Source organism: Escherichia sp. MOD1-EC6021 (assembly GCF_002965245.1).
GTDB lineage: Bacteria > Pseudomonadota > Gammaproteobacteria > Enterobacterales > Enterobacteriaceae > Escherichia > Escherichia coli_F.
Window position 1 is genome coordinate 84,501 of the sequence record NZ_PTRU01000017.1, and the last position, 22,336, is coordinate 106,836.

At 51.9% G+C, this 22,336-nt stretch carries 20 protein-coding genes, 2 tRNA genes, 1 rRNA gene and 1 pseudogene; 7 read left to right on the top strand and 17 right to left on the bottom strand.

What is annotated here, in order from left to right; genetic code table 11:
• From wecA to trxA, 4 genes are all read right to left on the bottom strand, one after another.
• Window positions 1-1,104 carry a UDP-N-acetylglucosamine--undecaprenyl-phosphate N-acetylglucosaminephosphotransferase gene (gene wecA / locus BEB54_RS18735; protein WP_001050960.1) on the bottom strand — a complete coding sequence of 368 codons (1,104 nt, stop codon included), beginning with the start codon at window positions 1,102-1,104 and terminating at the stop codon, window positions 1-3.
• 239 nt (window positions 1,105-1,343) lie between these two features.
• Window positions 1,344-2,603, bottom strand: a complete 1,260-nt coding sequence (rho, locus tag BEB54_RS18740) for a transcription termination factor Rho (protein WP_001054527.1) — start codon at window positions 2,601-2,603, stop codon at window positions 1,344-1,346.
• Between the two features lie 84 nt (window positions 2,604-2,687).
• Window positions 2,688-2,789, bottom strand: a complete 102-nt coding sequence (gene rhoL, locus BEB54_RS18745; RefSeq protein WP_001295255.1) for a rho operon leader peptide RhoL — start codon at window positions 2,787-2,789, stop codon at window positions 2,688-2,690.
• 140 nt (window positions 2,790-2,929) lie between these two features.
• Window positions 2,930-3,259, bottom strand: a complete 330-nt coding sequence (trxA, locus tag BEB54_RS18750; RefSeq protein WP_001280776.1) for a thioredoxin TrxA — start codon at window positions 3,257-3,259, stop codon at window positions 2,930-2,932.
• Window positions 3,260-3,389: 130 nt separating this feature from the next.
• Here trxA and rhlB point away from each other — a divergent pair, with 130 nt between their 5' ends.
• Window positions 3,390-4,655 (top strand): ATP-dependent RNA helicase RhlB, encoded by a 1,266-nt coding sequence (gene rhlB / locus BEB54_RS18755; RefSeq protein ID WP_000047508.1) that lies wholly within the window; start codon window positions 3,390-3,392, stop codon window positions 4,653-4,655.
• Between the two features lie 135 nt (window positions 4,656-4,790).
• Window positions 4,791-6,275, top strand: a complete 1,485-nt coding sequence (gppA, locus tag BEB54_RS18765) for a guanosine-5'-triphosphate,3'-diphosphate diphosphatase (RefSeq protein WP_001355380.1) — start codon at window positions 4,791-4,793, stop codon at window positions 6,273-6,275.
• Between the two features lie 47 nt (window positions 6,276-6,322).
• Here the strand turns inward: gppA and rep are convergent, their stop codons facing one another.
• Window positions 6,323-8,344, bottom strand: a complete 2,022-nt coding sequence (gene rep, locus BEB54_RS18770; protein ID WP_001238880.1) for a DNA helicase Rep — start codon at window positions 8,342-8,344, stop codon at window positions 6,323-6,325.
• A gap of 216 nt (window positions 8,345-8,560) precedes the next feature.
• Here rep and BEB54_RS18775 point away from each other — a divergent pair.
• Window positions 8,561-9,010 (top strand): annotated as a pseudogene (locus tag BEB54_RS18775) (type II toxin-antitoxin system PemK/MazF family toxin).
• 151 nt (window positions 9,011-9,161) lie between these two features.
• Window positions 9,162-9,443 (top strand): peptidylprolyl isomerase PpiC, encoded by a 282-nt coding sequence (ppiC, locus tag BEB54_RS18780; protein WP_001140258.1) that lies wholly within the window; start codon window positions 9,162-9,164, stop codon window positions 9,441-9,443.
• A 45-nt stretch (window positions 9,444-9,488) separates the two neighbouring features.
• Here ppiC and ilvC read toward each other — a convergent pair whose 3' ends face one another.
• The gene (gene ilvC, locus BEB54_RS18785; RefSeq protein ID WP_000024951.1) at window positions 9,489-10,964 is read right to left on the bottom strand and encodes a ketol-acid reductoisomerase; all 1,476 of its coding nucleotides are present in this window, start codon (window positions 10,962-10,964) and stop codon (window positions 9,489-9,491) included.
• A gap of 149 nt (window positions 10,965-11,113) precedes the next feature.
• Between ilvC and ilvY the strand changes: the two genes are divergently transcribed.
• On the top strand, window positions 11,114-12,004 hold the full coding sequence (ilvY, locus tag BEB54_RS18790) for an HTH-type transcriptional activator IlvY (protein WP_064530521.1): 891 nt from the start codon (window positions 11,114-11,116) through the stop codon (window positions 12,002-12,004).
• On the opposite strand, the gene ilvA is transcribed toward ilvY, so the two are convergent.
• The 7 genes from ilvA to ilvL all read right to left on the bottom strand — a co-directional run bounded on the left by ilvA (window position 12,001) and on the right by ilvL (window position 18,556).
• Window positions 12,001-13,545, bottom strand: coding sequence for a threonine ammonia-lyase, biosynthetic (gene ilvA, locus BEB54_RS18795; RefSeq protein WP_072128498.1), 1,545 nt, complete (start codon window positions 13,543-13,545; stop codon window positions 12,001-12,003). The genes ilvY and ilvA overlap by 4 nt on opposite strands.
• Window positions 13,546-13,547: 2 nt before the next feature.
• Window positions 13,548-15,398 (bottom strand): dihydroxy-acid dehydratase, encoded by a 1,851-nt coding sequence (ilvD, locus tag BEB54_RS18800; protein ID WP_032185547.1) that lies wholly within the window; start codon window positions 15,396-15,398, stop codon window positions 13,548-13,550.
• Between the two features lie 64 nt (window positions 15,399-15,462).
• Window positions 15,463-16,392, bottom strand: coding sequence for a branched-chain-amino-acid transaminase (gene ilvE / locus BEB54_RS18805; RefSeq protein ID WP_000208520.1), 930 nt, complete (start codon window positions 16,390-16,392; stop codon window positions 15,463-15,465).
• A gap of 19 nt (window positions 16,393-16,411) precedes the next feature.
• On the bottom strand, window positions 16,412-16,675 hold the full coding sequence (gene ilvM / locus BEB54_RS18810) for an acetolactate synthase 2 small subunit (protein ID WP_000983255.1): 264 nt from the start codon (window positions 16,673-16,675) through the stop codon (window positions 16,412-16,414).
• Window positions 16,672-18,318 (bottom strand): acetolactate synthase 2 catalytic subunit, encoded by a 1,647-nt coding sequence (ilvG, locus tag BEB54_RS18815; protein WP_105277634.1) that lies wholly within the window; start codon window positions 18,316-18,318, stop codon window positions 16,672-16,674. Before ilvG ends, ilvM begins: the two co-directional genes overlap by 4 nt.
• Before the next feature lie 2 nt (window positions 18,319-18,320).
• Window positions 18,321-18,371: a peptide IlvX gene (gene ilvX / locus BEB54_RS18820; protein WP_001387183.1), complete on the bottom strand. Its 51-nt coding sequence runs from the start codon at window positions 18,369-18,371 to the stop codon at window positions 18,321-18,323.
• 86 nt (window positions 18,372-18,457) lie between these two features.
• Window positions 18,458-18,556 (bottom strand): ilv operon leader peptide, encoded by a 99-nt coding sequence (ilvL, locus tag BEB54_RS18825; RefSeq protein ID WP_001311244.1) that lies wholly within the window; start codon window positions 18,554-18,556, stop codon window positions 18,458-18,460.
• Between the two features lie 352 nt (window positions 18,557-18,908).
• Between ilvL and BEB54_RS18835 the strand changes: the two genes are divergently transcribed.
• The gene (locus BEB54_RS18835; RefSeq protein ID WP_105277635.1) at window positions 18,909-20,429 is read left to right on the top strand and encodes a YifB family Mg chelatase-like AAA ATPase; all 1,521 of its coding nucleotides are present in this window, start codon (window positions 18,909-18,911) and stop codon (window positions 20,427-20,429) included.
• Window positions 20,430-20,453: 24 nt separating this feature from the next.
• On the opposite strand, the gene maoP is transcribed toward BEB54_RS18835, so the two are convergent.
• The gene (maoP, locus tag BEB54_RS18840; RefSeq protein ID WP_000841001.1) at window positions 20,454-20,792 is read right to left on the bottom strand and encodes a macrodomain Ori organization protein MaoP; all 339 of its coding nucleotides are present in this window, start codon (window positions 20,790-20,792) and stop codon (window positions 20,454-20,456) included.
• Between the two features lie 118 nt (window positions 20,793-20,910).
• Here maoP and hdfR point away from each other — a divergent pair, with 118 nt between their 5' ends.
• On the top strand, window positions 20,911-21,750 hold the full coding sequence (gene hdfR / locus BEB54_RS18845; protein ID WP_000379254.1) for an HTH-type transcriptional regulator HdfR: 840 nt from the start codon (window positions 20,911-20,913) through the stop codon (window positions 21,748-21,750).
• A 95-nt stretch (window positions 21,751-21,845) separates the two neighbouring features.
• On the opposite strand, the gene BEB54_RS18850 is transcribed toward hdfR, so the two are convergent.
• From BEB54_RS18850 to rrf, 3 genes are all read right to left on the bottom strand, one after another.
• Window positions 21,846-21,921 (bottom strand) — tRNA-Trp (locus BEB54_RS18850).
• 8 nt (window positions 21,922-21,929) lie between these two features.
• A tRNA-Asp gene (locus BEB54_RS18855) sits at window positions 21,930-22,006 on the bottom strand.
• A gap of 54 nt (window positions 22,007-22,060) precedes the next feature.
• Window positions 22,061-22,176, bottom strand: a 5S ribosomal RNA gene (rrf, locus tag BEB54_RS18860).
• Between the last annotated feature and the right edge of the window lie 160 nt (window positions 22,177-22,336).

The following is a 22,336-nucleotide window of genomic DNA, read 5'->3' on the forward strand; positions in this document are numbered from 1 at the left end:
TTATTTGGTTAAATTGGGGCTGCCACCACGATTTCTACGCAGTCTGCGTTTTACGCGCTTAATAAAGCGAGCAACTTTCCAGGCACGCTTAATGCAATATCCATAGAGGAAGAATGCTAGCAAAAAGAGCACCAGCATGACCCATTCCGGGACAAAATGAGAGTATTCTGCCAGCACGCCAATTGAGGCGAGCAGTGCTGCGGCAAGGGTAATCAGCACAAACGCCTGGCGGGAAGTAAACCCGGCACGCATGATCAAATGGTGAATATGCTGACGGTCAGGAGAGAATGGGCTCATGCCTTTACGCAGGCGACGGTACATAATTGCCACCATATCCATTAGCGGAATGGCGATAATCCATAATGCAGTAACCGGGCTTATTGGGTGCGTTTTTCCCTGAGTCGTTTCGAGCAGGATCCAGATAACGGTAAAACCAATCAGCGTACTGCCCGCATCACCCATAAAGACTTTGTAGCGGCGACCCAGGATACCAAGGTTGAGCATGATATAGGGCAGGATGGCGGCGATCATCGCAAAGCACCAGATAGCGAGGCTGGTTTGCCCGTCGAACCACAAAATCATACCGATTGCTGCAAACGAGACGCAGGACAACCCGCCCAGCAAGCCATCAATGCCATCAACCATGTTGAAAGCATTAATTGCCGCCCAGACGGCAAATAGCGTCAGGAAGTAGCCAAACGGTCCGAGCACCATCTCCCAGGAGCCAAAGATATAACCCAGGCTACTGAGATAAAGTTTGCCGAACACCATCATAACAATGCCAACAGCGGCCTGTATGGTGGCACGGATTTTTACGCTGATATCAAAACGGTCATCCAGCGCACCGATGAACACAAGCACACCGGCACAAGCGAGATAGAGAGATGCATGCGGAATATAATAATCGACAATTCCGAACGTGAAGCAAATCCCTGCGTAAACCGAAATACCCCCAACGAGAGGTATCAATCCCTGGTGACGTTTGCGGAAGTTAGGTTTATCCACTAAACCGACTTTTTTTGCTACCTTTCGGGCAAAAAACAGAAACAGTGTCGTGAATAAAAAAATACTGATGAGATCAGTACTCACTGTCAGTAAATTCACAATGCATGCTCTCAGAGAAAATTATTAGCAGAAGTATAACCACGAAGACCTTTATTCAGAAGGGAAAGTCCGTTCCGAACCCACCAGTCCTGTGCAAAAATTAATCATTCGATATGCAAATTGCATAACACACGAGCAAAACCCAGGAATTTTCCTAACATTGCCAGTGCGGCAATAAGATTACAGATATAAAAGCAAAACGCCACGTAAACACGTGGCGTTTTTGGCATAAGACAAATTTATGAGCGCTTCATCATTTCGAAGAAATCGTCATTGGTCTTGGTCATCGCCAGTTTATTAATGAGGAACTCCATGGCATCGATTTCGCCCATCGGGTGAATGATTTTGCGCAGGATCCACATTTTCTGCAGCTCTTCCTGAGTAGTGAGCAGCTCTTCTTTACGGGTACCGGAACGGTTGTAGTCGATTGCCGGGAAGACGCGTTTTTCAGCGATCTTACGAGAGAGGTGCAGTTCCATGTTGCCTGTACCTTTAAACTCTTCGTAGATAACTTCGTCCATCTTGGAACCGGTATCGATAAGCGCGGTAGCGATGATGGTCAGGCTGCCGCCCTCTTCCACATTACGCGCCGCACCGAAGAAGCGTTTCGGACGATGCAGGGCGTTGGCATCCACACCACCGGTCAGCACTTTACCTGACGCCGGAACAACGGTGTTGTAAGCACGCGCCAAACGAGTGATGGAGTCGAGCAGAATGATAACGTCTTTCTTGTGCTCAACCAGGCGTTTCGCCTTCTCGATTACCATTTCCGCAACCTGAACGTGGCGAGATGCGGGTTCGTCAAAGGTAGAAGCAACAACTTCACCTTTTACCAGACGCTGCATCTCGGTGACTTCTTCCGGACGTTCGTCGATCAGCAGAACCATCAGCACACAATCCGGGTGGTTGTAAGCAATGCTCTGGGCAATGTTCTGCAGCAGCATGGTTTTACCAGCTTTCGGCGGTGCCACAATCAGACCACGCTGACCACGACCGATAGGTGATGCCAGATCCAGTACGCGAGCGGTTAAATCTTCAGTAGAACCGTTACCACGTTCCATGCGCAGACGAGAGTTTGCGTGCAGCGGGGTTAAGTTCTCAAAGAGGATTTTGTTGCGGGCGTTTTCAGGTTTGTCGAAGTTAACTTCGTTAACTTTCAGCAGCGCAAAATAGCGTTCACCTTCTTTCGGCGGGCGAATCTTACCAGAGATGGTATCACCAGTGCGGAGGTTGAAACGGCGGATTTGGCTAGGAGAAACGTAGATGTCATCAGGACCGGCGAGGTAGGAGCTGTCTGCGGAACGGAGGAAACCAAATCCATCCTGCAATATCTCCAGTACGCCATCACCAAAGATATCTTCGCCACTCTTTGCGTGCTGCTTCAGGATGGCAAAAATAATGTCCTGCTTACGCATACGAGCCAGGTTTTCCAGCCCCATATTTTCGCCGAGAGTGATCAGCTCAGAAACCGGCGTATTCTTTAATTCGGTAAGATTCATAGTGGTGTGAGTTCTTAAACTTGGGGTAAATCTCGAACTTAATGTTGTGAATGGTATGGCAGGATCATCCATGCCTGTTTACGGTCATCGACTCATGTCTTTTCGCTGCCTGGTCACAGGAGAGTACGCAGAACTGAAACGACAAGACGGATTGAGTGACGAGCCAGAAATCTGTTCACTTCGCATTTAAGATAAAACGGGAAGCGTTGGAAATTACAAGATTCAAACTTAATAAGGTATGTTTAATACGAAGTCAACACTAAGTTAGCATGACTCACGCCGGGCGTCCAGTTTTTAGCGACAGGGCACCCGAACATGAAATTCCCTTACGCCAGGTTAGCGTCGAGGAACTCTTTCAACTGACCTTTAGACAGTGCGCCCACTTTGGTTGCCGCCACTTCACCGTTTTTGAACAGCAGCAGAGTCGGGATACCACGGATGCCATATTTCGGCGCAGTGCCAGGGTTTTGATCGATGTTCAGTTTTGCAACGGTCAGTTTGCCCTGATATTCGTCAGCGATTTCATCCAGAATCGGGGCGATCATTTTGCACGGACCGCACCACTCTGCCCAGAAATCAACGAGGATCGCCCCGTCCGCTTTGAGTACATCCGTGTCAAAACTGTCGTCAGTCAGGTGAATAATTTTATCGCTCATATATAACTCCACAGGAATAAGCCTGGCGTGTTGGTTTCGTTGTTGGTGTAACATTAACCAACTAAAGGTTGACTTTATTTCACCGGATACGCTTTCGTAAAGCAATAGTAAGCTGATATTCTACCACACTATGAGCAAAACACATTTAACAGAACAGAAGTTTTCCGACTTCGCCCTGCATCCGAAGGTTGTAGAAGCCCTTGAAAAAAAAGGGTTTCATAACTGTACGCCCATTCAGGCACTGGCCCTTCCGCTGACGCTGGCGGGTCGTGACGTAGCCGGGCAGGCGCAAACCGGTACCGGGAAAACGATGGCGTTTCTTACGTCAACGTTTCATTATCTTCTCTCTCATCCCGCGATTGCCGATCGCAAGGTGAATCAGCCGCGTGCCTTAATTATGGCACCGACGCGTGAACTTGCCGTGCAGATCCACGCCGATGCGGAGCCACTGGCGCAAGCTACCGGCCTGAAGCTGGGTCTGGCTTACGGTGGTGATGGCTACGACAAACAGCTGAAAGTGCTGGAAAGCGGCGTTGACATACTGATTGGCACCACGGGTCGTTTAATTGACTACGCCAAGCAGAACCACATTAACCTCGGTGCCATTCAGGTGGTGGTACTGGACGAAGCCGATCGCATGTACGATCTGGGCTTTATTAAAGATATACGCTGGCTGTTCCGCCGTATGCCGCCTGCAAACCAGCGCCTCAACATGCTGTTCTCCGCCACGCTTTCGTACCGGGTACGCGAACTGGCATTCGAGCAGATGAACAATGCCGAATATATTGAAGTGGAACCGGAACAGAAAACGGGCCACCGTATAAAAGAAGAGCTTTTCTACCCTTCTAACGAAGAAAAAATGCGTTTGCTGCAAACGCTGATTGAAGAAGAATGGCCAGACCGAGCGATTATTTTCGCCAACACCAAACATCGTTGTGAAGAGATCTGGGGCCACCTGGCGGCAGATGGTCATCGTGTCGGTTTGTTGACAGGCGATGTCGCGCAGAAAAAACGTCTGCGTATTCTTGATGAATTTACCCGTGGCGATCTGGATATTCTGGTTGCCACCGACGTTGCCGCGCGTGGTTTGCATATTCCGGCAGTGACGCACGTCTTTAACTACGATTTACCCGATGACTGTGAAGATTACGTTCACCGTATTGGTCGTACAGGTCGCGCAGGCGCAAGCGGTCACTCTATTAGCCTGGCGTGTGAAGAGTATGCATTGAATTTGCCTGCTATTGAGACCTATATTGGTCACTCAATTCCAGTAAGCAAATACAATCCGGACGCATTGATGACCGATCTGCCAAAACCGCTGCGCCTCACGCGCCCGCGCACAGGCAATGGTCCGCGTCGTACTGGCGCTCCGCGTAATCGTCGTCGTTCAGGTTAAATAAAAAATGTCATACTCAAAATCATTCAAACTGTATCAAGATGGCAAGAGAGTTAATCCCAATGAACTTACTGTAGTAAGTGATTCGGGTGAAAGAACGCAGCCAACGCAGAGACAGATTGAAGGATGAAGAGTATGGGTTCCACCTCGTCATTATATGCAGCCATTGATCTCGGTTCGAATAGTTTTCATATGCTGGTTGTGCGCGAGGTGGCTGGAAGCATCCAGACGCTGACGCGAATTAAACGCAAAGTGCGTCTGGCTGCTGGCCTGAACAGCGAAAATGCCCTGTCTAATGAAGCAATGGAGCGCGGTTGGCAATGTTTGCGCCTGTTTGCTGAACGTCTGCAAGATATCCCTCCCTCGCAAATTCGCGTTGTCGCCACGGCGACATTACGCCTTGCCGTCAATGCCGGTGATTTTATTGCCAAAGCGCAGGAAATCCTCGGTTGTCCGGTACAAGTGATCAGCGGTGAAGAAGAAGCTCGCCTGATTTATCAGGGTGTTGCTCACACCACTGGCGGTGCCGATCAGCGCCTGGTGGTGGATATCGGCGGCGCCAGTACTGAACTGGTAACCGGCACGGGCGCACAAACCACCTCGTTGTTCAGCCTGTCGATGGGCTGCGTCACCTGGCTGGAACGCTATTTTGCCGATCGTAATCTGGGGCAGGAAAATTTTGATGCCGCAGAAAAAGCGGCACGCGAAGTGTTACGTCCGGTTGCCGATGAATTGCGGTATCACGGCTGGAAAGTATGCGTTGGTGCTTCCGGCACTGTGCAGGCCTTACAAGAAATCATGATGGCACAGGGGATGGATGAACGGATTACCCTGGAAAAGTTGCAGCAACTGAAACAACGCGCCATTCATTGTGGTCGACTGGAGGAACTGGAGATCGACGGACTGACGCTGGAACGTGCGTTAGTGTTCCCGAGTGGTCTGGCGATCCTGATAGCCATTTTTACCGAACTGAATATTCAGTGTATGACCCTGGCTGGCGGTGCACTGCGTGAAGGCCTGGTCTACGGCATGTTGCATCTGGCCGTCGAGCAGGATATTCGCAGCCGTACACTGCGTAATATTCAACGCCGCTTTATGATCGATATTGATCAGGCTCAGCGAGTAGCCAAAGTTGCGGCTAACTTCTTCGATCAGGTGGAAAACGAATGGCATCTTGAAGCGATTAGCCGTGATTTGCTCATCAGCGCCTGTCAGCTTCATGAAATCGGTCTGAGCGTTGATTTCAAACAAGCGCCGCAACATGCTGCTTATCTGGTGCGTAATCTGGATCTTCCCGGTTTTACGCCTGCACAGAAAAAATTACTGGCGACGCTACTACTCAACCAGACGAACCCAATAGATCTCTCCTCGTTGCATCAACAAAATGCCGTACCGCCACGCGTCGCAGAACAACTCTGCCGTTTACTACGCCTGGCCATCATTTTTGCCAGCCGTCGCCGTGACGATCTCGTGCCAGAGATGACATTAAAGGCCAACCATGAACTGTTGACCTTGACGCTTCCGCAAGGTTGGCTAACCCAACATCCGCTGGGTAAAGAGATTATTGATCAGGAAAGCCAGTGGCAAAGCTATGTTCACTGGCCGTTGGAAGTACATTAAAGAATAATATGCCGGATGCGATGCTCGCGCATCTTACCCGGCCTTGATTATTTCCCTCGTTTTGCTGCCATCATCGCCTTCAGATTTGCCAGATGGTTTTGGCCTTTCTGCATTCGTTCTTCGGCGCTGACAACTTTGCGCTCCTGTTCCCAAACCAAATCATCCTGCGGCAGCTCCAGCAGGAAGCGACTCGGCTCCGGGCGCACCAGTTCGCCGTACTGACGGCGTTCTTTACACAGCGTAAAGGTCAATTCCTTCTGGGCGCGGGTGATGCCAACATAGGCCAGCCGACGCTCCTCATCGATATTGTCTTCATCGATGCTGCTCTGGTGGGGCAAAAATCCTTCTTCCATACCGACCATGTAGACATAGGGAAACTCCAGCCCTTTTGACGCGTGCAGAGTCATCAGTTGTACCTGATCCAGCTCTTCCTCGCTCTCGCCGCGCTCCATCATGTCTCGCAGAGTAAAGCGCGTCACCACCTGAGTGAGCGTCATCGGCTCATCCAGTTCACTGCCTTCCAGCATCTCCGTCATCCAGCTAAACAGTTGGTTGACGTTCTTCATGCGCATTTCGGCAGCTTTCGGGCTGGGCGATGTTTCATACAGCCAGGATTCATAATCCATGCCGTGGATCAGATCGCGTACTGCGGCAATCGGCTCCCGCTCCGCCAGGCGCTGGATTTCCGCCAGCCAGTGAGTGAAGCGGGTCAATGCTTCATAACCACGTCCACTAAGCGTCTGACTCAGGCCCATATCAAAACTGGCGGTAAACATACTTTTATTGCGCGTCATCGCCCACTCGCCCAGCTTTTTCAGCGTCGCCGGACCAATCTCTCTCTTCGGCGTGTTAACGATACGCAGGAACGCACTATCATCGTCCGGGTTAGTCAGCACACGCAGATAAGCCAGCAAATCCTTGATTTCCGGGCGAGAGAAGAATGAAGTACCGCCAGATATTTTGTACGGGATGCGGTTTTGCATCAGGAATTTTTCAAACACCCGCGACTGATGGTTACCACGATAAAGAATGGCGTAATCTTTGTACTGCGTTTTATTGACGAAGTGATGGGCGATCAATTCACCGGTGACGCGCTCGGCCTCATGTTCCTCGTTATTCGCGCTTAAAACTTTTAGCTCTGTGCCGTAACCCAGTTCAGAAAAAAGACGCTTTTCAAAGACGTGCGGGTTATTGGCGATAAGGATGTTCGCCGCTTTCAGAATACGCCCGGAAGAGCGATAGTTCTGTTCGAGTTTAATCACCTTCAGCGCCGGAAAATCCTGGCTCAACAGCACCAGGTTTTGCGGACGTGCGCCGCGCCAGGAGTAGATCGACTGGTCGTCATCGCCAACTACGGTAAAGCGCGCGCGGCTGCCCACCAGCAGTTTCACCAGTTCATACTGGCTGGTGTTGGTGTCCTGATACTCATCCACCAGCAGGTAGCGAATTTTGTTCTGCCAGCGCTCGCGGACTTCTTCATTGCGTTGCAGCAGTAACGTCGGCAATAAAATCAGATCGTCGAAGTCGAGAACGTTGCACGCTTTCAGGTGTGAATCATACAGCCCATAACAATGGGCAAAAATACGGTCCCGCTCGCCCTTTGCTTCTGCCGCCGCCTGCGCCGGTGTTTTGAGATCGTTCTTCCAATTGGAGATGGTCGAAATCAGCTGTTGCAGAAGAACTTTGTCATCTTCAATCAGCCCCTCGGTCAACTCTTTGAGCAACGCCAGTTGATCGGTATCGTCAAACAGTGAAAAGTTCGCTTTCATCCCAAGCGCCGCATACTCCCGTTTGATGATATCCAGCCCTAATGTATGGAAGGTGGAGATCATCAGCCCGCGCGCCTCTTTACGCCCCAGCGTCTGCCCGACACGCTCTTTCATCTCGCGCGCCGCCTTATTGGTAAAGGTCACCGCCGCGATATGTCGCGCCTGATAACCGCAACCGCGGATCAGATGGGCGATTTTATTGGTGATAACACGAGTTTTACCGGAACCCGCGCCCGCCAGCACCAGGCAGGGGCCGGTAACGAATTCGACAGCTTGTTGTTGGCCGGGGTTTAGACGCATAGGTGTATTGCTCAATCTTCGAACGGGGGGAGGATTGTAGCAGAATCGCATTTGAATGTGACCGAGTGAAAACCGCTAACCGGATGGCTGCGGATGTTTAAATCAGAGAGGGAAGGCCGAAACCGGAGTTCATCATGAATCCATTAGACTTAGAAAATATCGGGTCGTAACGTTGTGTTATTACTTTTTCAGAGTTTACTAAGGAGAGGTTTACTCGTGGCGATTAATTTCAGCCCCAAGGTTGGTGAAATACTGGAATGCAACTTTGGTAACTATCCCGTTAGCCAGAATGGACAGTTCAGCACGACGTATTACGATGGCCGCATTCCACCTGAGATGATAAAAAATAGGTTGGTTGTCGTGCTCAACGGAAAAATTAATGGCAACGCATGTATCGTCGTTCCATTATCAACCACTCGCGACCATGACAAGTAAAATCGTGGAATGCATGTTGAAATAGCCAGTAATGTTATCAATGACCTGCAATTCTTTGATCAGCAGATACGTTGGGCTAAAGCCGACCTGGTACAACAAGTCAGTCGAAACCGATTAAACAGAGCAAGGACTTATCGGGGGTATCTTAATCAATGTTTGCCACATGAGTTGGTTGCAGACATACAGAGGGCAGTCATCAAGTCAATCAATGCCATATCGCTCATAAATTGACAATAAAATCACCATCCCCGATAATGACTCTGTAGCCCATAGAGGCCCTAAGTTTTCTCCCCTTGAGGGACCTGCGAAGCCCGGATTTTCCGGGCTTTTGCCATATATGTCCCCCCTCCCTGACTGACAATTTTTAATTCAAGGCACGATCATGGCAAAAACAGCAGCAGCACTGCATATCCTTGTAAAAGAAGAGAAACTGGCTCTGGAACTTCTCGAGCAGATTAAGAACGGTGCCGATTTCGGCAAGCTGGCGAAGAAACACTCCATTTGCCCGTCAGGCAAACGCGGCGGTGATTTAGGTGAATTCCGCCAGGGCCAGATGGTTCCGGCGTTCGATAAAGTGGTTTTCTCTTGTCCGGTACTGGAGCCAACCGGTCCGCTGCATACCCAGTTCGGGTATCACATCATTAAGGTGCTTTACCGTAACTAACAGCAAGGCCTTCTCCGGGAGAAGGCCTTGAACTCTGAATCGCACTTAACCCGCAACTGCAATACGTTTCATATCCGTCATATAGCCGCGCAGTTTCTTACCTACCTGCTCAATCGCATGGCTGCGAATCGCTTCGTTCACATCACGCAACTGCGCGTTATCTACCGCACCTTCCGGAATAGCTTTACCCAGGTCGCCCGGTTGCAGCTCTGCCATAAACGGTTTCAGCAACGGCACACAAGCGTAAGAGAACAGGTAGTTACCGTACTCGGCGGTATCAGAGATAACCACGTTCATTTCATACAGACGCTTACGGGCGATGGTGTTAGCAATCAGCGGCAGCTCGTGCAGTGATTCATAGTAAGCCGACTCTTCGATGATGCCGGAATCAACCATCGTTTCGAATGCCAGTTCAACGCCCGCTTTCACCATCGCGATCATCAGTACGCCTTTATCGAAGTACTCCTGCTCGCCGATTTTGCCTTCATACTGCGGCGCAGTTTCGAACGCGGTTTTGCCGGTCTCTTCACGCCAGGTCAGCAGTTTCTTATCGTCGTTGGCCCAGTCAGCCATCATGCCGGAAGAGAATTCGCCGGAGATGATGTCATCCATATGTTTCTGGAACAGCGGTGCCATGATCTCTTTCAGCTGTTCAGAGAGCGCATAAGCACGCAGTTTCGCCGGGTTAGAGAGACGGTCCATCATCAGGGTGATGCCGCCCTGCTTCAGGGCTTCGGTGATGGTTTCCCAACCGAACTGAATCAGTTTTTCTGCATATGCCGGGTCGGTGCCTTCTTCCACCAGCTTGTCGAAGCACAGCAGAGAGCCAGCCTGCAACATACCGCACAGAATGGTTTGCTCGCCCATCAGGTCAGATTTCACTTCCGCAACAAAGGACGATTCCAGCACGCCAGCACGGTGACCACCAGTTGCTGCCGCCCATGCTTTAGCGATCGCCATGCCTTCGCCTTTCGGATCGTTTTCCGGGTGAACGGCAATCAGCGTCGGTACGCCAAACCCACGTTTGTACTCTTCACGCACTTCAGTGCCAGGGCATTTCGGCGCAACCATTACTACGGTGATGTCTTTACGGATCTGCTCGCCCACTTCGACGATGTTGAAACCATGTGAGTAACCCAGCGCCGCGCCGTCTTTCATCAGTGGCTGTACGGTGCGCACCACGTCGGAGTGCTGTTTGTCTGGCGTCAGGTTAACCACCAGATCTGCCTGCGGGATCAGCTCTTCGTAAGTACCCACTTTAAAACCGTTTTCGGTCGCTTTACGCCAGGATGCGCGCTTCTCAGCGATAGCTTCTTTACGCAGGGCATAAGAGATATCCAGACCAGAATCACGCATGTTCAGGCCCTGGTTCAGACCCTGCGCACCACAACCGACGATGACCACTTTTTTACCCTGAAGGTAGCTCGCGCCATCGGCGAATTCGTCGCGGCCCATAAAGCGACATTTGCCCAGCTGTGCCAGCTGCTGGCGCAGGTTCAGTGTATTAAAGTAGTTAGCCATGGTGATTCCTCGTGATGTTGTGCTTCTTATTGTTCGGTTCGCGTTTGCGAGATTGAATTCACTATATGACAGGAAATTTATTGCGGAAATTGATATATTCACAACGTCACATTGCAATTTTTGCAACGTCAACATTGAGGGCTGCCCCATTGGATTTACGCGATCTGAAAACCTTCCTGCATCTGGCGGAAAGCCGCCATTTTGGCCGCAGCGCGCGGGCGATGCACGTTAGTCCATCCACGCTTTCCCGACAGATTCAGCGCCTGGAAGAAGATCTCGGTCAGCCGCTGTTTGTGCGCGATAACCGTACGGTGACGCTGACCGAAGCGGGCGAAGAACTGCGCGTTTTCGCCCAGCAAACACTGTTGCAGTATCAGCAATTGCGCCACACCATCGACCAGCAAGGACCGTCGCTCTCTGGCGAATTACATATCTTCTGCTCGGTGACCGCTGCCTACAGCCATCTGCCGCCGATTCTTGACAGATTCCGCGCGGAACACCCGTCAGTGGAGATCAAACTCACTACCGGTGATGCGGCGGATGCGATGGAAAAAGTGGTGACGGGGGAAGCGGATCTGGCGATTGCCGGGAAGCCGGAGACTCTGCCAGGTGCGGTGGCATTTTCGATGCTGGAGAACCTTGCGGTGGTGCTGATCGCGCCCGCGCTGCCTTGCCCGGTGCGTAATCAGGTTTCGGTAGAGCAACCGGACTGGTCGACGATTCCCTTCATCATGGCCGATCAAGGGCCAGTACGCCGCCGCATTGAACTGTGGTTCCGACGCAATAAAATCAGTAACCCGATGATTTACGCCACAGTCGGTGGGCATGAAGCGATGGTATCGATGGTGGCGCTCGGCTGCGGCGTGGCCTTGTTGCCAGAAGTGGTGCTGGAAAACAGCCCGGAACCGGTGCGTAACCGCGTGATGATTCTGGAGCGTAGCGATGAGAAAACGCCGTTTGAACTGGGCGTGTGTGCACAAAAAAAGCGGCTGCATGAGCCGCTGATTGAGGCTTTCTGGAAGATTTTACCGAACCATTAACCCGCCAAAAAGAACCTGAACGCCGGGTTATTGGTTTCGTCGTGGCAATCGTAGCCCAGCTCATTCAGCCGGGTTTCGAAATCCGGTTCATGATCGCCAAGCTCGAACGCCGCCAGTACGCGCCCGTAGTCGGTGCCGTGGCTGCGATAATGGAAAAGCGAAATGTTCCAGTGGGTACCTAGCGTGTTGAGGAAGCGCAGCAGCGCACCCGGTGATTCCGGGAATTCGAAGCTGTAGAGACGTTCCTGCAACGGATGCGATGGACGCCCGCCAACCATATAGCGCACGTGTAGCTTCGCCATTTCGTCGTCGGAGAGATCAACCACGCTGTAGCCGCCATCGTTGAGCATCTGCAAAATTTCTTTGCGCTCTTCGAGGCCGCGGCTTAAGCGCACGCCGACAAAGATGCAGGCGTTTTTGGCATCGGCAAAGCGGTAGTTGAACTCGGTGACCGAGCGCCCGCCAAGCAGTTGGCAGAACTTCAGGAAGCTGCCCTTCTCTTCCGGGATAGTCACCGCCAGCAACGCTTCACGCTGTTCACCCAGTTCGCAGCGTTCCGAGACGTAGCGCAGGCCGTGGAAATTGACATTCGCCCCCGAAAGCACATGCGCCAGTCGTTCGCCGCGAATATTGTTCTGGGCGATGTATTTTTTCATTCCCGCCAGCGCCAGCGCGCCGGAAGGTTCCGCCACTGCGCGCACATCTTCGAATAAATCCTTCATCGCTGCACAGATCGCATCACTATCGACGGTGATGATGTCGTCGAGATACTCCTGGCATAAACGGAATGTTTCGTCGCCAATGCGTTTTACCGCTACGCCTTCAGCAAATAGCCCCACGCGCGGCAGATCAACCGGATGACCCGCATCCAGCGCCGCTTTCAGGCAGGCGGAGTCTTCCGCTTCAACGGCGATCACTTTGATTTGCGGCATCAGTTGTTTGATCAGCACCGCCACACCCGCCGCCAGACCGCCGCCGCCGACCGGCACAAACACGCGGTCAAGATGGGCATCCTGCTGGAGCAGTTCCAGCGCCAGCGTGCCTTGCCCGGCGATCACCATCGGGTGGTCGAACGGCGGCACCCAGGTGAAGCCCTGCTGCTGTGACAGTTCGATCGCTTTCGCTTTTGCTTCGTCAAAGTTCGCGCCATGAAGCAACACTTCGCCGCCAAAGCCGCGTACCGCATCAACTTTGATATCGGCGGTGGCGGTTGGCATGACGATCAGCGCCTTCACGCCTAACCGTGCGGAAGAAAACGCGACGCCCTGCGCGTGATTACCCGCCGAGGCAGTGATCACGCCGTGCGCTTTTTGTTCTTCCGTCAGGCCCGCCATCATGGCGTATGCACCGCGCAGCTTAAAGCTGTGTACCGGCTGGCGATCTTCGCGCTTCACCAGAATCACGTTATCAAGACGCGACGAGAGCTTTTCCATTTTTTGTAGCGGCGTGACCTGCGCCGCCTCGTAAACCGGTGCACGTAGCACCGCTCTTAAATATTCGGCGCCTTCCGGAGCACCAGACAGGGGTTGTGAGTCTGCCATCATTAACCCCCCAGTTTCGATTTATCGCGCACCGCGCCTTTGTCGGCGCTGGTTGCCAGGCTGGCGTAGGCGCGCAGGGCAAAGGAAACCTGACGTTCACGGTTTTTCGGCGTCCAGGCTTTGTCGCCACGGGCTTCCTGCGCTTCACGACGGGCCGCCAGTTCGGCATCACTTACCTGTAACTGAATGCCACGGTTCGGAATGTCGATAGCGATCAGGTCACCATCTTCAATCAGGCCAATGCTGCCGCCGCTTGCCGCTTCCGGCGAGACGTGGCCGATGGAAAGACCAGAGGTGCCGCCGGAGAAGCGTCCATCGGTGATCAGCGCACAGGCTTTGCCGAGCCCCATTGATTTCAGGAAGCTGGTTGGGTAGAGCATTTCCTGCATGCCAGGGCCGCCTTTCGGGCCTTCATAGCGGATCACCACCACATCGCCCGCGACAACTTTGCCACCGAGGATCGCTTCTACCGCGTCGTCCTGGCTTTCGTACACTTTCGCCGGGCCGGTGAATTTTAGGATGCTGTCATCGACGCCTGCGGTTTTAACGATGCAGCCGTTTTCTGCGAAATTACCGTAGAGCACCGCCAGACCGCCGTCTTTGCTGTAGGCGTGTTCCAGCGAGCGGATACAGCCGTTTGCGCGATCGTCGTCCAGCGTATCCCAGCGGCAATCCTGCGAGAATGCCTGTGTAGTACGAATGCCCGCAGGGCCAGCGCGGAACATATTTTTTACCGCATCATCCTGGGTCACGACGATGTCGTATTGTTCCAGTGTTTGCGGCAACGTCAGGCCAAGTACGTTTTTCACATCACGGTTCAGTAACCCCGCGCGATCCAGTTCGCCGAGAATACCGATAACACCACCAGCACGGTGAACATCTTCCATATGGTATTTCTGGGTGCTCGGCGCGACTTTACACAGCTGCGGTACTTTGCGGGAGAGCTTATCGATATCACTCATGGTGAAGTCGATTTCCGCTTCCTGTGCCGCCGCCAGCAGGTGAAGTACGGTGTTAGTCGATCCGCCCATCGCAATATCCAGCGTCATGGCGTTTTCAAACGCCGCCTTACTGGCGATGTTACGCGGCAGTGCGCTTTCATCATCCTGTTCGTAGTAACGTTTGGTCAATTCAACAATGCGTTTACCGGCATTGAGGAACAACTGCTTACGGTCAGCGTGGGTTGCCAGCAGCGAGCCGTTGCCCGGCTGCGACAGGCCCAGAGCTTCGGTCAGGCAGTTCATCGAGTTAGCGGTGAACATCCCGGAACACGATCCGCAGGTTGGACAGGCGGAACGTTCAACCTGATCGCTCTGGGAGTCAGAGACTTTCGGGTCTGCGCCCTGGATCATCGCATCAACCAGATCGAGCTTGATGATCTGATCGGACAGTTTGGTTTTCCCGGCCTCCATCGGGCCGCCGGAAACAAAGATCACCGGAATATTCAGGCGCAGGGAAGCCATCAGCATCCCCGGGGTGATTTTGTCGCAGTTAGAGATGCAGACCATGGCGTCGGCGCAGTGGGCATTGACCATATACTCAACGGAATCAGCGATCAGTTCGCGAGATGGCAGTGAATAAAGCATCCCCCCGTGGCCCATAGCGATCCCATCATCCACCGCAATGGTATTGAACTCTTTGGCAACGCCGCCAGCCGCTTCAATTTGTTCGGCGACCAGTTTACCGAGATCGCGCAGATGAACGTGACCCGGTACAAATTGGGTGAACGAGTTCACAACCGCGATAATCGGCTTACCGAAATCGGCGTCGGTCATTCCGGTGGCGCGCCACAGCGCACGAGCACCCGCCATATTACGACCATGAGTGGTGGTGGCGGAACGGTACTTAGGCATACTTTATTTACTCCCAGTGTCTGTCTCGTAAATGGGACGGTGCGTGCCGTCCCATTTTTTGTATTTATTGATTAACTTGATCTAACCAGCCCCATTTATCTTCGGTTTCACCAGTGAAGAGGCCGAAGAAGGCTTGCTGGATGCGTTTGGTAACCGGGCCACAACGGCCTTCACCTACCTGGATACCATCTACACTGCGCACTGGCGTGATTTCAGCCGCTGTACCAGACATAAACACTTCATCCGCCAGGTACAGTGATTCGCGCGACAGCACCTGCTCACGCACTTCAATTCCCAGTTCTTTCGCCAGTTTGATGATGGCGTCACGGGTAATCCCCGGCAGCGCGGATGAGGTGAACGGTGGGGTAAACAGCACACCGTCTTTCACTTCAAACAGGTTTTCGCCCGCACCTTCAGAGATATAACCATTCACGTCCAGCGCGATACCTTCCTGATAACCGTGGCGGCGCGCTTCGCTACCCACCAGCAGAGAAGAGAGGTAGTTACCACCGGCTTTTGCCGCGGTTGGGATGGTGTTTGGCGCTGCGCGGTTCCAGGAGGAAACCATTGCATCGATCCCCTGCTCCAGCGCTTCTGCACCCAGATACGCTCCCCACGGGAAAGCGGCGATAATCACGTCGGTTGAGTATCCCGCTGGCGGGTTTACGCCCATGCCAACATCACCGACGAAGATCAGCGGACGGATATAGGCGCTGGTGAGATTGTTTTTGCGGATCACGTCACGACACGCTTCCATCAGCTCATCAATGCTCTGCGAAACCGGGAAGCGATAGATTTTGGCGGAGTCATGCAGACGCTGCATATGCTCACGATGGCGGAATACAACTGGTCCTTTGTGCGAATCATAGCAACGGATACCTTCAAAAACTGAGGTACCATAGTGCAGCGCGTGCGACATCACATGCACCTTCGCGTCTTCCCAGCGAACCATTTCCCCATTGAACCAAATGTAATCAGCTTTCTTCGTGGTCATTTTTATATTCCTTTTGCGCTCAGGCGCGGATTTGTTGTGATGTGGTTGTGCTCTGGCAGATGGCAACGTGTGCGACGTCCACCAGTTTATTTAACTGACTAAACAGTAAGTCGACCGACCGTGGGCTGGCAACGGTCAATTCGATATTTATATTTTGTGCATCGCTGGCGGCGGCCATATTCATTGAGCAGACGTGGAAACCACGATGACGCACCACGCGTAAAACACGTTCTAAGGTTTCCGGATTGAAGCGAGCCGATACATTGACCTGATGTTGCATCATGATAATTTCTCCAACATTTCTGAATTACTGGCGCCAGGCGGCACCAGCGGCCAGACGTTCTCAAGTTCGTCGATTGAGACATGAAGCAGGTATGGCCCATCACTGTTCAGCATGGTGTCGAGTGCCGCTTCAACCTGGTCTTTACGGGTGATGTGTTGGCCAGGGATGCCGAAGGCGCTGGCTAACATGAGGAAATCGGGATTATCGGTAAGGGTGGTTTCGCTATAACGTTCCTGGAAAAACAGTTGCTGCCATTGTCGAACCATCCCTAACCGTTGGTTATCGAGTAAGACGATTTTCAACGGTAACTGCTTGCGTTTTACGGTGCCCAGCTCTTGCACATTCATCATGAAAGAGCCGTCACCGGAGATACAGACGACGGTATCGTTCGGTCGCGCAACTTGCGCACCAACCGCTGCCGGTAAACCAAACCCCATGGTACCTAATCCGCTTGAAGTGATGAAATTTTCCGGGCGAGTGTGGACGATGTGCTGCGCGGCCCACATCTGGTGCTGCCCTACATCTGTGGTTACTACACAATCTTCAGGTTTACGATCCGACAGTTGTTTTAACAACAACGGCGCGTAGATAGCATCACCGGGATGGTTGTAACGCCATGCATGTTCATCACGCAGCTGCGCGCAGTGTTGCTGCCAGTCATTGATATTCAACGACTGTCGTAATGCCGGTAACAGAGCATTTAAATCACCCTGCAATGCCACATGCGCCTGACGCAGCTTGTTCATTTCTGCCGGGTCGATATCCATATGGATAACACTGGCGTGTGGTGCGAAGGTGTTCAGTTTGCCAGTTACCCGGTCATCAAAACGTGCACCCACGGCGATCAACAAGTCACATTCCTGCACCGCAAAGTTCGCCGCTTTGGTGCCGTGCATCCCCAGCATGCCCAGATAGTACGGATAATCCGCATCAACTGCGCCAAGTCCTTTCAGCGTGCAGGTGGCAGGCATTTTTGTGGCAGAGAGAAATTCTCGTAATGCAGGAACTGCCTGCGCCATACCCACGCCACCGCCAACGTACAGCATCGGTTTTTGCGCTTTTGCCAACATCTGGCGCGCTTGCTCGACTTCGGCATGTGGGAAAGTCACTTCGTTTTCAACGGTGGTGAACCAGGGTTCCAGATCGCCGCTGGCTAACTGGATATCTTTTGGGATATCGACCAAAACCGGACCGGGACGACCTGAGCTGGCAACTTCGAATGCTTCAGCCATGATGCGCGGCAACTCTTCCATAGACTGTACGAGGAAGCTGTGTTTGGTACAGGCTAATGACAATCCCAGGACATCAACTTCCTGAAATGCGTCGGTGCCGATGAAGGGAGCGGACACCTGACCGGTGATGGCAACAACAGGGATGGAATCTAACAGTGCGTCCGCAAGCCCGGTTATCAGGTTGGTTGCGCCCGGACCAGATGTGGCGATACATACGCCAGTTTTGCCGGTAGCACGGGCATAGCCGATAGCCGCCATTGCCGCGCCCTGCTCATGCCGGCACAGCAAGTGCTCCACGCCGCCGTCATACAATGCATCGTAAACCGGCATAATTGCGCCACCCGGATAACCGAAAACGGTATTCACACCTTGTGCCCGCAACGCATGTACCACCCACTGTGCGCCATTCATAGTTAGTTCCCCGTCCTGAATCTTGAGAAACAGAATTTTGTGCTGTTATTCATTGTCTGCTCCTCGGTTATGTTTTTAAGGTCAAAAAAAACCCCCGGACCTTTCGGTGCGGGGGTCTTAGTTCGTTAAGGCTTGATCTCTAAGCCTTTCCTCGTCCAAGTGCAGCCCCGCACGGTGGGATAATAATCACCACCACGCTAATCACGACCAGGCTAATCACTCGTAGAAGGGCTGTCATTTTGTCTTTTCTTGCATCTTGTTCGAAGGAATGCCTAAAGAGTTACCATAGATTTTGCGAATAGCACAAGATATTTTTTGGCCGATTTTTATGATGCCTTTAATAATTTCAATAGAAATTGTTGTTTTTTAAAAAGAAAACAGTGAGTGAAAAAAATTCAATTTCAGTATGAATGTTGTTCCCTTCCTCGTAGTTAATCCTTTGTCCACTGCATTTTTGCGAGCATCGTTCCACCGCCAGAACAACTCAACTTCACTTGCACAAATAAACAGGAATCAGCCACTAAAATTCACGAATTAGCGGGCTACAGCAGCGATATCTTATGCACATAATGGCGACTCAAGGAGGGCTTATGTCACTGTCAATTGTTCATACCCGCGCAGCCCTGGGAGTAAATGCGCCCCCAATCACTGTTGAGGTACATATCAGTAAAGGTCTACCCGGCTTAACGATGGTGGGCTTACCAGAAACAACGGTAAAAGAAGCTCGCGATCGCGTGCGCAGCGCCATTATCAATAGCGGATATGAATATCCGGCGAAAAAAATCACCATCAACCTTGCTCCAGCCGATCTGCCAAAAGAAGGGGGACGATATGATTTGCCTATCGCTATTGCGTTACTGGCGGCCTCAGAACAGCTTACAGCCAATAAGTTAGATGAATATGAATTAGTCGGAGAACTGGCGCTTACAGGCGCTCTGCGTGGCGTTCCCGGCGCAATCTCCAGTGCAACTGAAGCCATTAAGTCGGGCAGAAAAATTATCGTCGCGAAAGATAACGAAGATGAAGTGGGGCTAATTAACGGTGAAGGATGCCTGATAGCCGATCATCTGCAGGCTGTCTGCGCGTTTCTGGAAGGTAAGCACGCTCTCGAACGTCCGAAACCAACTAATGCAGTATCCCGGGCGCTACAACATGATCTCATTGATGTTGTCGGTCAGGAGCAAGGAAAGCGAGGACTGGAAATTACCGCCGCTGGCGGGCACAACCTTTTACTGATTGGACCGCCAGGAACAGGTAAAACAATGCTCGCCAGCCGTATTAATGGCCTGTTGCCAGATTTAAGCAATGAAGAGGCACTGGAGAGCGCTGCGATATTAAGTCTGGTAAATGCTGAATCAGTACAAAAACAATGGCGGCAGCGCCCGTTCCGCTCACCTCATCACAGTGCGTCGTTAACTGCGATGGTGGGCGGTGGTGCAATTCCAGGGCCTGGTGAAATTTCGCTGGCGCATAACGGCGTGCTTTTTCTTGATGAGCTACCTGAATTTGAACGGCGTACACTGGATGCCTTGCGAGAGCCGATTGAATCCGGGCAGATCCATCTTTCACGCACGCGAGCAAAAATAACCTATCCAGCCCGTTTCCAGCTTGTCGCGGCGATGAATCCCAGCCCTACCGGACATTATCAGGGAAACCATAACCGCTGCACACCAGAGCAAACGCTGCGTTATCTCAACCGACTCTCTGGTCCCTTTCTCGACCGCTTCGATCTCTCACTGGAGATCCCATTACCGCCACCCGGCATTTTGAGTAAAACGGTAGTGCCGGGAGAAAGCAGCGCCACCGTTAAACAACGCGTAATGGCCGCCAGAGAGCGCCAATTTAAGCGGCAGAATAAACTGAATGCCTGGCTGGATAGTCCGGAAATACGCCAATTCTGCAAGCTTGAGAGCGAAGATGCGCAGTGGCTGGAAGAAACGCTGATCCATCTGGGGTTATCGATTCGTGCCTGGCAGCGGTTACTGAAAGTTGCACGAACCATTGCTGATATTGATCAGTCCGACATTATCACACGTCAGCATTTGCAGGAGGCAGTTAGCTATCGTGCCATTGACCGTTTGCTCATCCATCTGCAAAAACTACTGACATAAAAAAAGGGCATTTCGCCCTTTTTATTAATCGTCAGAATCGGTGTAGTCTTCAGCACCTTCAACCTGCGGTTTACCGCCGGAAAGGGTGTGAAAACGTTTTGGACGCTTGATACGCGTCATATACTTGGACCACACGCGTTCTGCTTCTGTCACTGGCTCACGTTCGCCACGGCATACTGCTACGAAGAGTTTCTCTTCCTCGGTAACCGGCTCGCGTTTGCCGAGATCCAGCTCATTGAAGGCATAACCATGACGCTCAAGCAGTTGTGCCTCTTTGATGGTGAAATCACCATGACGAGAGAATCCACGTGGATAATGTTTATTGTCGAAATATCGATTAGTCGTCGTAAAGCTTTCCGCCATCCTGCACGCTCCTAATTCTTTGACCGAGCTAGTTATGGCGCGGAGTATTAGTTACGCTTGACAGAGTGTAAAACAAAACATTTAAATCATAACGACAAATAATTTTGCGGAGAGCACTGTGGATACGGAATTGTTAAAAACTTTCCTGGAAGTTAGCCGAACGCGTCACTTTGGTCGAGCGGCTGAATCGCTCTATCTGACCCAGTCAGCAGTGAGCTTTCGAATCAGACAACTGGAAAATCAACTGGGTGTGAACCTTTTCACCCGCCACAGAAACAATATCCGTTTAACCGCTGCCGGTGAAAAGCTACTGCCCTATGCAGAAACGCTCATGAGTACCTGGCAGGCCGCCCGTAAGGAGGTGGCGCATACCTCACGACATAATGAGTTTTCTATCGGTGCCAGCGCCTCGTTGTGGGAATGTATGCTTAATCAGTGGTTGGGACGCTTGTATCAAAACCAGGATACCCATACAGGTTTACAGTTCGAAGCGCGAATTGCCCAACGGCAGTCTCTGGTAAAACAGCTGCATGAACGCCAGCTTGATCTTCTTATTACTACTGAAGCACCCAAAATGGACGAATTTAGCAGTCAGTTGTTGGGGTATTTCACTTTAGCGCTTTATACCAGTGCCCCTTCCAAACTAAAGGGAGATCTAAACTATCTGCGACTGGAATGGGGGCCAGATTTTCAACAGCATGAGGCAGGTTTGATCGGTGCTGACGAAGTTCCCATTCTGACAACGAGTTCAGCTGAACTGGCACAGCAACAGATTGCGATGCTTAATGGTTGCACCTGGCTACCAGTCAGCTGGGCGCGTAAAAAAGGCGGCCTACATACCGTTGTCGATAGCACAACACTTTCACGGCCGCTTTATGCTATATGGCTGCAAAATAGCGATAAAAATGCGTTGATTCGTGATCTATTGAAAATTAACGTGCTGGATGAAGTGTATTAATCAAAATGACTGGCAAGGATGCCGGTGGAAGGATTTACTTCGGAGAGGGTTGTTACAGATAAAAAAAATCCTTAGCTTTCGCTAAGGATGATTTCTGGCAGGGGCGGAGAGACTCGAACTCCCAACACCCGGTTTTGGAGACCGGTGCTCTACCAATTGAACTACGCCCCTAATTAGGGTGGCGGAACGGACGGGACTCGAACCCGCGACCCCCTGCGTGACAGGCAGGTATTCTAACCGACTGAACTACCGCTCCACCGAATTCTTTTACAACCACCGGTTTTATGACCGGCTTACTGCTTAATTTGATGCCTGGCAGTTCCCTACTCTCGCATGGGGAGACCCCACACTACCATCGGCGCTACGGCGTTTCACTTCTGAGTTCGGCATGGGGTCAGGTGGGACCACCGCGCTAAGGCCGCCAGGCAAATTCTGTTTCATCAGACCGCTTCTGCGTTCTGATTTAATCTGTATCAGGCTGAAAATCTTCTCTCAATCCGCCAAAACATCTTCGGCGTTGTAAGGTTAAGCCTCACGGTTCATTAGTACCGGTTAGCTCAACGCATCGCTGCGCTTACACACCCGG